A 12244-nucleotide genomic window follows, 5' to 3' on the forward strand; every position below is an offset into this window, starting at 1 on the left:
TCGCCCCTTACTGTGAAGAAAAAAGCGATCGCCCCTTACTGTGAAGAAAAAAGCGATCGCCCCTTACTGTGAAGAAAAAAGCGATCGCCCCTTACTGTGAAGAAAAAAGCGATCGCCCCTTACTGTGAAGAAAAAAGCGATCGCCCCTTGCTGTGAAGAAAAAAGCGATCGCCCCTTACTGTGAAGAAAACTGCGATCGCCCCTTACTGTGAAGAAAAACGCTATCGCCCCTTACTGTGAAGAAAAAAGCGATCGCCCCTTACTGTGAAGAAAAAAGCGATCGCCCCTTACTGTGAAGAAAAAAGCGATCGCCCCTTACTGTGAAGAAAAAAGCGATCGCCCCTTACTGTGAAGAAAAAAGCGATCGCCCCTTACTGTGAAGAAAAAAGCGATCGCTATTAAGAAAGAGTATAAGATGAGCCATGCCCACCCTACTTTAGGATTTAAGGTCTATCGGCGATTAATATCACGCTAGACAATGGTAACCGTATTCGTTGCGCTGATACTGTAGCCAGAGAGTTGAACGATAGAGTCAGTTGCTGCATTGAAAGCATTCAATGAATCATTGAAAACAAGGAAGGTTCCGCTTTGACCAGTTACGGTAAACGCTCGAGCCGTATTGGCTACAAGTGGCAAAGCACCGATATTTGCAGCAGATAAACTACCAATATTACCAATAGAAGCGTTGAGTGTTGTAGGAGAGACAATAGACGACGGAGCATCTATTTGTTCACCGATTGTGTAGTCAGAAATGACATCATAGCCAGCAAGCAGGGAATCAGCGAGGCTAGTAAATACAAACTTGTCTGTCCCTGTGCCACCCGTTAGGGTATCTTTACCAGCTCCACCAATGAGAGTATCGTTGCCTGCCCCGCCATTGAGAGTATCGTTGCCTGCCCCGCCATTAAGGGTGTTATTGGCTGTATTGCCTGTGAGGATGTTATTGCCAGCATTGCCTGTGCCATTGATGACACTAGAGCCAGTGAGAGTTAAATTTTCAACATTAGCGGGTAGGGTCGTGGTAGTCGAAGCGGAAAGAGTATCAGTAATGGTGGTTGTTACCGTTGCTGTTCCCCCTAAGATTGCATTAGTAGGACTCGTTAATTTAAGCGTAAAGGTTTCATTGGCTTCATTAACGGAATCATTGAGAATGAGAATGGGAATGGAAATAGTTTGACTGGTGACACCAGGGGTAAAGGCGAGGGTTCCTGTCGTAGCAGTATAGTCTGAGCCAGCTAAAGCGGTTCCATTGGCGGTACTGTACTGAACAGTAATGGTTTGTGGGCTACTGCCAGATAAGCTAACGGTATAACTCGGGTTTTGGGGACTGGTTAAGCCCTCGACAACGGTTTGACCATTAGGACTCAGATTAATACTGGGTAAGTCATCGTTGGTGATGGTTCCTGTAACTGCTGTAGTTGTGCCGATGGTATAGCCTGTTCCTGTGGCTAAGGTTAAAGCGACGGTTTCGTTGTTTTCAAAGAGGGTATCAGCAGTGGGATCGATGGTGAGGGTGGCTGTGGCTGAGTTAGCGGCAAAGGTGATCGTTTTTCCAGTACCAGGAGTTGCGCCAGTGTAGTCGGTCGCATCGGCTGTGCCTGTGATGCCATAGTTGACGGTTAGGGTAGAAGTGGTGGGGCCAGTACGGGTGAAGGTATAGACCAGATTGGTTGTGCCATCTTCGGTAACACTAGCAGGAGCGACAGCTAGGGTAATAGAGGGTAGATCATCGTTGGTAATAGTTCCCGTGACAGCCGCAGTGGTTCCAATGGTGTAGCCTGTTCCTGTTGCTAGGGTTAAAGCGACGGTTTCATTGCTTTCAATGGTGGTATCAGCAGTAGGATCAATTTTTAAAATTGCTGTTGCTGAACCTGCGGCAAAGAAAATACTGCCAAGAGTGCTAGTAAAACTGGTTGCACCGCTTTGAACGTAATCATTACCTAAAGTTGCTGTACCACCAACACCAAAGTTTACAGTTAAAGTATTGGTAATGTTTCCTGTACGAGTGAAAGTGTAAACTAAGTTAGTAGTTCCATCTTCAGTGACACTAGCGGGAGAAACGTTAAAGGTGATTAGGGGAGTTTGCTCTGCTACGGGAACTAGAATATCGGCAAAGGTAGCGGCCGCACCAGCAATAAAACCCTCATGTCCTGTGACAGCAAAGTCAAAAGCTGCACCTTTCAACTGTGCACCAGTAAGCCCTGCATTAGCCGCAGCTATAAGAGCAGTATTAGCTAAATCGATCGGTAACGTGTTCAAAGAGGCATATTGACTGGGGAATGAGTAGTTAGCGAAGGTGGGTGTACCAAAGAAAGATTCTCCCTGGGTAATACGCCAACTGTTAGCATAAGTTGTATGTATTTCCGCAGCAGTGGGACTAGCACTTAATTGAGTACCATTGCGTAAGGCGAAGTCGTTAGAAAGATCGCCGTCTGCATTGCCTAAAAGCCCCCGTAAAAAAGTAGCTCGGTAATCTGCTGGATCAACATAAATGTTGATATGATCCCCATTGTCATTGGCTGTTACTCGATCATCGTCTGAAGTATTGAGATTTCCATCTGGGCCTGCCCATATAAAGGTATAAGTATTACCCTGACGTTCGATTTTGCCCGTATTTAAAATCTGACTTTGACCACTAGCTAAAGTAAGGCTAGTGCCATCAATTGTAATTTTTTGATTACTCGCACGATCTATATCAAAAACCACATTGTAACCATCAATGTTAGTGGCAAAAGCTGTGTTGATAGAAACATCCCCCCATGTTGATGCAGTGTAGGGTTCTTGGCGTGTTTGAATTTGCCAATCATCTACAGTTGATTCAACGAGAATGAATTCTCCAACTGCCTGAAAATCATAGCTAGTGGCATAGGCACCAGAGAGAGGGGAGTCAAAAGTATTCAAATGTACGTCACCCCAGCCGTGTCCTTGACCAATTTGAGGTATAGAAGTGAAAAAGATCGAAAAATCTTGAGCAGTATAACTAGGGTTTAAAGTACCTCCCACATACACCATATAGTCACCCGGCCCAATTCCTCCGGCGTTGGCGTTAAAAACAACTTGTTCTATATTGTCTCGGTGATTTGCAGTAGTGTTGACTGCTGGTAACGAAGGATTAGTAGGATCGAGTGTCCAGGGACGATAGATAGTGCCATTAGAACCCTGTAAATAGAGGTCTAGGTCATTAACTAACACCGAAGTAGGATTATCAAGGGTTCTTACGGGTACAGTCACAGGGGCTGGATCTGTCCAAATTAGGGTTACTTTAATGTTGGTGCCATTGGAATTGACCTTACCTAAATTCATCGGACTACCGACAAAAGTATCTTCTGCCAATAAAGAGCGATTGGTTGTATAAGGATTCTTTAAATCATTTAGGAAAGTGGCCGCACTTTGACCATTGAGAAGCCCCCAACCAAAGGTATAATCGGGTCCGACATTGCCTAAATCAGTAGCCGTGTGGATAGCTAGTCCTTTCATGGTGGCACTGGACGGTTTGGCAATATTTATAAATCGGGGTTTGGTGGATGTATTAGTGATATTAGGAACGTTTTCATACTCAGGATCATTCAAAGCATCTATATTCTTATGATGCTGATACAACAGAGCCATTGTTCCCGTCACATTTGGGGTAGCCATTGATGTGCCACTATAAGTAGCATAGTTAGTACTGCCTGTGCCGATAGATGAATAAAGGCTATCTCCATTAGCAACAAGATCGACCTTAACTCGTCCATCATCTGTCATTCCCCAGCTAGAGAAAGGTAACATTGTTCCGCCAGTGGCGATCGTAGTGGGATTCAACCAAGTTGTGTCACTAATAGCACCAACAACTAGAGAGTTTTTCGCAGTCTGGACTTCAGGTAAGGAATCGAAACCTGTACCTGCATTACCATCTTGTGGCGGTGCAGCTGGACCACCGAGAGTAGGATCGATCAAGTAATAACCAGGTGTCCCTCCACCAGGTGGAGCGGATAAGTAGGCAAAGTATTTTGTCCCATTAGCACCAGTAAAATTATCATCACGATCATTACCAGCAGCCCACACACTCAGCAAAGCTTTATTGTTATAAAGAACGCTGTCCAGTGCCTGAGTTTGATTGCTATAACGGCCAAAATCTGGGTCTTCAGTAAATAGTGAACGATTATCTGTCCAAAAATCAGTGGGAATGCCACCTACTGAAACGAAACCACTCCACCCAGTCTGAAAACCATAAGAATGATTAGAAAGTTGGATCAAATTTGCATCGGCGTTTAACTCGGTGAAGTCGTTAGTCCAATCACGAGAACGAATGGAAACTAGATTTGCCATCCCTTTAGCAGCTCCTTGAATCCCAGTTGCGCCTATAGTTCCAGCTACATGGGTAGAGTGATTAGATGTAGCACCTGAATCAACGACTGCAACGCGACCAGTTAACTCTTGGTGTGTACTGAGGACTGGGCCTTCATCCCACACTCCAACTGTAATACCAGCACCTGTTAAAGAACCAAACGTAATTCCCCCAAGTATATTTGCTCGAGTGGTAATAGCAGCATTGGCATTAAAAGGAACATTAATTTTTAATTGAGACGGATCTAGTCCTGTAGCAATTAGCGTTAAACCTGGTGCTACTTGCACTGGAGTTGTTAATACCTTTAAGCCCAGACTTGTTAAATCTACGGCAAGACCCCCGTTAAAGTTTCCCACCGATACTGAAGCTGGATTACTCCCGACGGCTAAAGTGGCAACATTGTCAAGGGCTTGCTCGATCGCCACGTCTTGGCCATCAATCGTCACCGTCGCCCAATCATTCTCAGCTTTCAAAGCCTGCAAAGTAACCGCATCGATACTGTTTCCTCGTACAAGACGTGAAAAAATATCGCCCTCGTCGCCCGCACTATCGATCGCACCATTAAAATGAAAATCCAGATAATGCCCGATTTCCTCAAGCAGAACCGCATTTAGTTGGCCAGGATCGCCCTTAACCAAACTCTCCGTCAGGTAAATCTTACCCGTTTGGGCCGAAAATGCCCCCAACGCCCCCGCCAAATCCTGATCAGACCGCACCTCAAACTGCGGTAAACTCGCCAACGCCGCCTGAAAAGCCGACGATGAAATAGACTTACCAAAAACCAACTCAAACTGCTCCGCAAATAACGGATCAGCCGCAAACCCATTTAAAACATCCAAAACGCTAGTAATAGCCGACTGCAACTGTAACGCATAAACAGAATTGAGAAGCACCGTAAAACCTACCCATTGATAACAATAGTGAGAGTAAAAAGCAGCTAAAAACAGCAAAGATCAATTAAGCTTCAGCCATCTCAAGCAACAAAATAAAACTTGATCACAAGTTATACTAACTTTTCAAAAAGAGCAAGTAGGCAAACATAGGCAAAAGTAGGCAATATTGTTAAGAAAAGTAAAGAATGTTTAAAATAATCTAGAAAGCTTATCCAGTAAGCCTTACAAGCTACCTAAGTCCCCTTTCTCACTCAAGTAGTTTACTTACTGGACAGTGGGAAGTTCTCGAGGCGTGTAAGTGGAGAAAAGAAAATCGGACATCCGATACAAAAGAGTGCCGTTATGTCCGAAACTGGCTGATATAAGAAAATCGATAGCCAGTGCTATCTATCAATTATGCAACTATGTCAGCGACTAGAGCAAATCCTCAATAATCTCCGTCCAGCCTTTAGCCGAGAAGCAACGTTCCAATGGTTTATCCTGTTAGTCTGGGGAGTAGTGCTCAACAGCCAACCCAGCGCAATAACTAGCTATGTCAATGCCATTGGCTGAACAGAGAGCTACTACAATCAGGCTCTACATTGGTTTGATTCCAAGGCGTTTAGGGTCGAAGGACTAACTTTACAATGGTCAAAGTGGCTAAGTCAGCATGAAAGTCTATACAGAATTAAAGGGAAACGGGTGTATGTGGGTGATGGCATCAAAGTGGGGAAAGAAGGACGCAAGATGCCAGGTGTAAAACGACTACACCAAGAATCGGAAGATGTGTCCAAGCCAGAGTGGATAAGGGGTCATTACTTCAATGCCTTGAGTATTTTGGTGGGAGTAGGGAAAGCCTGCTTTGCCTTGCCCTTAGTGTTGCGGCTAGACGATGGCATCAAGTCCAAAGCAACCGAGAAGGGGGAGGGAAAAGGCAAAAAAAAGGTGAAGACGAGCCTGGTGACAAAAATGGCTGACCTTTGTGTTACTTACGCAGAGGCAGGGAGTTATGTAATTTTGGATGCTTATTTTGCTTGCGAACCAGTGCTCAAAAGTTTTCGCCAGAACGCCTTGCATCTAATCACAAGAGTGCGTTGCTCCACCGTCGCCTATGCCCCCTTTTGTTCCGTGCCGACGCTGACGGGGAGAGGACGACCACGGATTTGGGGGAGTTCGATAAAACTAGAAAAGCTGTTCGCTCTGGCGGCGGACTTTCCGACAGCTAAAGTCTGGCTCTATGGTCAACAAGTCACGGTTTCTTATCAGTGCTTTGAGTTCCACTGGGATAGTCCCCATCAGCTCGTCAAGTTTGTTCTGACCCAATTGCCTAACGGACGACGACTGATTCTGCTTTCTACTGATCTCTGTTTGACTGGACCTGAGATTATTGCCGCTTACGGTCTCCGATTTAAGATTGAAGTCACTTTTCGTCAATTAGTCCATCTTTTGGGCAGCTTTGCCTATCGTTTTTGGCTTAAGAGTCTTCCTACTTTACCTACCTGGCCCAGCAATCTTATCCTCAGTGACTATCCACAAGCTGTTCAGACTCAGATTTTAAACAAGGTAGAAGCCTTTGAGCGTTTTGTTAACCTTAATGCCATTGCTTTAGGGCTACTTCAAATTCTCGCCTTAGAGTTACCCCAGGGGATTTGGGCTAATTTTCCTCGATGGTTTCGGACATTACCATCCCATGGCTACCCTAGTGAACGGATTGCTCAACTAGCCCTTCAACATCAAGCCCAAATGATTTTTCCTCAAAGTCCACCCAGTCTGCTTTTGCCTAAATTCCTTACCGCTAAACTTGCCTCTTCCCCAAGCCCTGATATGCTTACTTTCGTCGCATAGTCATTACCTTATCTGGCATCCATAAACTTCCCACTGTCCAGTTTACTTACATTATGTTACTCAAGCCTTTACTGACAAAGGATTGCCCAAAAAAAGTCAGAGGGGTGATAGAAAAAATACGGGAAATGGGTACACCTTGGAGCATTGGTACTATAAAAAAATACGGAAAATGGATATACTTTGGAGTATCGGTACTTAAGAGCGGTTTTGTTCCGACCAAAATAGACAGAACTTTCTGTTATCTTGTTGTTGGCAGTATTACTTTCGATAAAAGTGCTAACATTTTTTGCTAAAAAATAAGTTTACATTATTTATTTAAAATTTCAAAATCTCAAAAATAGTATCAACAAACTTTAATAAACCTTGTAAAAATTGCAAAAAAAATTAGTCATGAATAATCAGCAAATTATCAACCATTTAGATCAAATAACCTACAAAAAAACGGGTAAGCACTTTAACGATTTGCAATTTACGATTCTTGAAGGTGTATTGAATGGTGACAAGTATTCTGATATTGCGAAAAGAGCGAATTGCACCAAAGGAAATATAAACGATAAGGCCTCTGAGCTTTGGCAACTGCTGACAAAAACATTCGGTGAAAGAATTAATAAAACTAATTTAAAAACTACTATCCAGCGACACATGGAAAAAAGCAATCTTTGTCATTCCATTCTGATGGATGAAGATATAGTGGCCATCATTGAAAAAACGATTGAATCCGTACAAATGCGCACCAAACTCTCAATCGGTTCTCGACTACAGCAAGTGGGACTAAGCGGTGAACAAATTGCCAGAGTTCTTGATCTACCGTTAAAATCGCTCTTGGGATTTTTGAACAACCTAGAGAATCTAGATGATCTTCCTGATTGACCCATCTTAAGATTGCCTTAAATTGTTGCCTCAGCTACAAACGATCGCGTCAATTGCCTTGATCGTGATAACAATATCCAAAACCGCCCTAGCTTAGATTTGAGGATAGTCAACCATGCCCCTGGATCACTACAACCCCGAATCGTTTTATGATGAACTTTTTCTGGCCTCAGGACAGCCTCGCCCCCATGCCGCTTCCCTGATTGAATGGATGCAGCAACTACCAGAACGGGTACTACAGCAACACCATGAAACGGCTCAGTTAGCTCTCTTTAACCTCGGTGTCACCTTTCGGGTTTACAGTGACCAGCAAGGGGTGGAACGGATATTTCCTTTTGACATTATCCCCCGTATTATCGATGCCAGCGAGTGGCAGTGGCTAGAAACGGCACTTAAGCAACGGATTAGAGCCTTAAATCATTTTCTCAACGATATTTACGGCCAACAACAAATTATTCAGGATGGTAAAATTCCCATCGATATTATTGAGTCTGCCAGTGGTTTCCTCAAACCTTGCATGGGGATTCAGCCGCCTGCTGGCGTTTGGTGTCATATCACGGGAACCGATCTCGTTAGAGATAAAGATGGCCGCTGGTTTGTCCTAGAAGATAATTTGCGGGTTCCCTCTGGTATTTCCTACGTTCTGGAAAATCGGCGGGTGATGAAAAGCACCTTCCCTGAAATCTTTCAGACCATGGCCATTCAGCCGGTTGATGATTATCCCAGTCATTTACTGGAAACGTTACTGAATCTGGCTCCTCCCCAATTACCCAATCCCACGGTAGTGGTTTTAACGCCAGGCATTTATAACTCGGCCTATTTTGAGCATTCCTTTTTAGCACAACAGATGGGTGTGGAATTGGTGGAAGGTAGAGATCTGTTGGTGGAGGATGGTTATTTAAAAATGCGAACAACAAAGGGACTGCAACGAGTGGATGTGGTCTATCGTCGCCTAGATGATGATTTTCTCGATCCCCAGGTGTTTCGTCCCGATTCTTTTCTCGGCGTGCCAGGTTTAATGGAGGTTTATCGACAAGGGAAAGTGGCCCTCGCCAACGCACCTGGTACGGGAGTTGCCGATGATAAGGTCATCTATGCCTATGTACCAGAGATGATTCGTTACTATTTGGACGAGGAACCGTTACTGGCTAATGTGCCGACCTATCTTTGTTGGCGAGAGCAGGATCGTCAATATGTACTAGAGCATCTTTCCGAATTGGTGGTAAAAGCGGCTAATGAAGCGGGAGGATACGGAATGTTGATGGGGCCGTCTTCTACCCCGGCAGAGCGATCGCAATTTGCAGATAAAATTCGCAGCAATCCCCGCAACTATATTGCCCAACCAGTGTTAAGTTTATCCCGTGTTCCCACCTTAGTCGATGGCGCGATCGAAGGTCGTCATGTGGATCTACGCCCCTACGTTCTTAATCGAGGGAATGAAATTTATGTGCATCCAGGGGGATTAACCCGCGTGGCTTTACGCAAAGGTTCTTTGGTAGTTAATTCATCCCAGGGAGGCGGCAGTAAGGATACCTGGGTTTTAAGTTAATCTGAGTAAACTATGCTTAAATCGCTCGGTTCTCTGGGAATTGGGGTGATAAATTTATCTTATATCGTTCAAGGGCGAACGCCATTCGCCCCTACACAAGGTTTTCAAACCAAACAACAAACTACTATGCTCAGTCGTGTTGCCGATTCAGTTTATTGGTTAAATCGCTATATTGAACGGGCAGAAAATATTGCTCGTTTTGTCGATGTTAATCTCAATTTAATGTTAGATCTTCCCAGTGGTATGACGCAGCAATGGGAGCCTCTGGTAGTCACCACAGGGGATCTTAGCTTTTTTCAACAGCGTTATGGTGAGACAACGGCGAGTAATGTCATCCAGTTTTTAACCTTTGATCAAAATTATTCCAATTCTGTCTTGTCCTGTCTCTATATGGCCAGAGAAAATGCTCGCTCGATTCGGGAAATTATTTCTTCAGAAATGTGGGAGGAGGTCAATCTTTTTTATTTAATGGTTAAGGAAGCCTCGGAAAATCCACCCCAAAATATTCCTAATTTCTTTGCCCAGGTGAAGTTATCGAGTCATCGTTTTGCCGGTATTATGGATGCCACTATGACCCATAATGAGGGATGGCATTTTGGACAAATGGGACGTTTGCAGGAAAGGGCCGATAAAACTGCACGTATTTTAGATGTTAAATATTATTATTTATTGCCATCGGTGGAATGGGTGGGAACCCCTTTGGATCAAATTGAATGGATCGCCCTGCTTAAATCAGCTAGTGCCTATGAAATGTATCGCAAAAGTCAACGACGAATTACTCCCAGTAATGTAGCGGAATTTTTAATCTTAAATCGGGAGTTTCCTCGTTCTATTCATTTTTGTCTATGCGAACTACAGCGATCGCTGCATAGTATTACGGGAACCTCTTTAGGAACCTGGCAAAATCTGGCAGAACGTTCCCTGGGCAAGCTTTGTGGCGAATTTAGCTACATTACCATTGAAGATATTATTGAGACCGGATTGCACGAGTTTCTTGACCAAATTCAAGGGCAGGTGAACGATATTGGCGTAAAAATGGCGAAAACATTCTTTGTCAACGAGCCGATTTTGTCTCTCTCCCAGAGTCAGTTCCAAACCCAGGGAAGCTTGTCGTAAACGTTTTTAAGAAAACATTTAAGAAAAACTTATCATTCCTAAAAGAAAAACCAACCAATCAGGGGTTTCTATATTTCTGAAAATGCTCTAATAATGAAGATTGGAGATATTAAGAAGGATGAAATTATGGAAACTACAGAATTAACCCTAGTAATGATGTTGGTATTTAACGCTGTCGTCTGTCTCTGTCTGCCCCGCATGATTAGCCTCTGGGGATCGAAGTAAATCTTACCGATCCTTAGCGGCCCGATCCTCTACAATAAAAGAGTTTTTTCTGACGGTCTGCTATGGGCTTTATTGCTGTCATTGACTACGACATGGGGAACCTGCACTCTGCTTGCAAAGGGCTAGAAAAAGCGGGCGGCAATCCCCAAATTACCCATTCTCCCCAAGAACTGGAAGCGGCTGATGGGATTGTTTTACCAGGGGTTGGTTCCTTTGATCCGGCTGTACGGCAGTTACGCGATCGCCATTTGGTCGGGCCGATTAAGGAGGCGATCGCTTCAGGAAAACCCTTTTTAGGCATTTGTCTAGGATTGCAAGTGTTATTTGATGCGTCTGAAGAAGGAACGGAACCAGGGTTAGGGATTATTGCGGGTCAAGTTAAACGTTTTCAGTCCGAGCCTGGTCTCACCATTCCCCACATGGGCTGGAATAATTTAACGTTAACCCAAGCAGATCATTTTCTTTGGCAAGGTCTAGGAACGGAGCCCTACGTTTATTTTGTGCATTCCTATTTTGTGGAACCCACTGATTCCAGTGTCCAGGCAGCTACCGTTACCCATGGCCAACAAACTGTCACCGCCGCGATCGCTAAAGAGAATTTAATGGCTGTGCAATTTCACCCCGAAAAGTCCGCCGATAAGGGGCTACAGATTTTGGCTAACTTTGTGCAACAGGTGCGGGGGTCTTAATTGTGGTCACGATTCGTTGCGGCGATCGCCGTTTTGAGGGCATTGAAGCCATTATTTTTGATAAAGACGGCACTCTAGAGGATTCTCACGCCTATCTACGAGAACTAACCGTTAGGCGCACGAGATTAATTGATGCTCAAATTCCAGGCGTTGGCGAACCGCTCCTTGAAGCATTTGGTCTTCGCAATCAACAACTTGATCCCACAGGTTTAATGGCTGTGGGTAGTCGTTCTGAAAATGAAATTGCGGCGGCGGCCTATATTGCTGAAACGGGCCGACCTTGGTTTGCCTCCTTAGCGATCGCGCGTGCCTGCTTTGAGGAAGCTGATCGCTATTGTCAACCCGATGCCCAGACTTCTCCCATCTTTGCCGGTAGTGGGTCGGTCATTAAATCTCTCTCTGCTGCGGGCCTAAAGTTAGCCATTCTTTCGGCGGCACGGACTGCCAGTATTGAACGTTTTGTTCGTGATCACCAGTTAGCTGACCATATTTCTGTGGGTTTAGGGGCTGATCAGGGCTTTGGTAAACCCGACCCCCGCTTTTTCTACCAAGCCTGTGATTTGTTAGGGGTGACAGCTAATACCGCTTTGATGGTTGGCGATTCTCAGGGTGATATTACGATGGCTAAGGCCGCAGGAGCCGCAGGGGCGATCGCGATCTCCTGGGGAAATGTTTTTCATCCCTTTCTTGAGCAGGCTGATGTGTTAATTAATCATCTCGAACAAATTCAAGTGATCTAGACATAATGCTG

Annotated in this window: 8 protein-coding genes; 7 read left to right on the forward strand and 1 reads right to left on the reverse strand. The window is 44.6% G+C overall.

Going from position 1 to position 12244, the window contains the following annotated elements; all coding sequences use genetic code 11:
- Window positions 1-471: 471 nt before the first annotated feature.
- A complete protein-coding gene (locus KA717_08715) occupies window positions 472-5277 on the reverse strand; it encodes a S8 family serine peptidase (protein UXE62776.1) in 4806 nt (1601 codons plus the stop codon).
- Window positions 5278-5616: 339 nt separating this feature from the next.
- Here KA717_08715 and KA717_08720 point away from each other — a divergent pair, with 339 nt between their 5' ends.
- The 7 genes from KA717_08720 (at window position 5617) to KA717_08750 (ending at window position 12233) form a co-directional block, all read left to right on the forward strand.
- Window positions 5617-5772: a hypothetical protein gene (locus tag KA717_08720; GenBank protein UXE62777.1), complete on the forward strand. Its 156-nt coding sequence runs from the start codon at window positions 5617-5619 to the stop codon at window positions 5770-5772.
- Window positions 5773-5901: 129 nt separating this feature from the next.
- A complete protein-coding gene (locus KA717_08725; GenBank protein ID UXE62778.1) occupies window positions 5902-7044 on the forward strand; it encodes a transposase in 1143 nt (380 codons plus the stop codon).
- Window positions 7045-7434: 390 nt separating this feature from the next.
- Window positions 7435-7914, forward strand: coding sequence for a hypothetical protein (locus tag KA717_08730; protein UXE62779.1), 480 nt, complete (start codon window positions 7435-7437; stop codon window positions 7912-7914).
- A gap of 115 nt (window positions 7915-8029) precedes the next feature.
- On the forward strand, window positions 8030-9463 hold the full coding sequence (locus KA717_08735; protein UXE62780.1) for a circularly permuted type 2 ATP-grasp protein: 1434 nt from the start codon (window positions 8030-8032) through the stop codon (window positions 9461-9463).
- A gap of 126 nt (window positions 9464-9589) precedes the next feature.
- Window positions 9590-10579, forward strand: a complete 990-nt coding sequence (locus KA717_08740; protein ID UXE62781.1) for an alpha-E domain-containing protein — start codon at window positions 9590-9592, stop codon at window positions 10577-10579.
- 287 nt (window positions 10580-10866) lie between these two features.
- Window positions 10867-11493 (forward strand): imidazole glycerol phosphate synthase subunit HisH, encoded by a 627-nt coding sequence (gene hisH, locus KA717_08745; GenBank protein ID UXE62782.1) that lies wholly within the window; start codon window positions 10867-10869, stop codon window positions 11491-11493.
- A 2-nt stretch (window positions 11494-11495) separates the two neighbouring features.
- Window positions 11496-12233, forward strand: coding sequence for an HAD family hydrolase (locus KA717_08750; GenBank protein UXE62783.1), 738 nt, complete (start codon window positions 11496-11498; stop codon window positions 12231-12233).
- The last annotated feature ends 11 nt before the right edge of the window (window positions 12234-12244 follow it).

The organism is Woronichinia naegeliana WA131, from assembly GCA_025370055.1.
In the GTDB taxonomy this organism is placed as follows: domain Bacteria; phylum Cyanobacteriota; class Cyanobacteriia; order Cyanobacteriales; family Microcystaceae; genus Woronichinia; species Woronichinia naegeliana.

Excerpts from the sequence above, each read along its gene's own strand:
- KA717_08720 (UXE62777.1), top strand. The coding sequence starts at position 5,617 with ATGCAACTATGTCAGCGACTAGAGCAAATCCTCAATAATCTCCGTCCA.
- KA717_08730 (UXE62779.1), top strand. The coding sequence starts at position 7,435 with ATGAATAATCAGCAAATTATCAACCATTTAGATCAAATAACCTACAAA.
- KA717_08735 (UXE62780.1), top strand. The coding sequence starts at position 8,030 with ATGCCCCTGGATCACTACAACCCCGAATCGTTTTATGATGAACTTTTT.
- KA717_08740 (UXE62781.1), top strand. The coding sequence starts at position 9,590 with ATGCTCAGTCGTGTTGCCGATTCAGTTTATTGGTTAAATCGCTATATT.
- hisH (UXE62782.1), top strand. The coding sequence starts at position 10,867 with ATGGGCTTTATTGCTGTCATTGACTACGACATGGGGAACCTGCACTCT.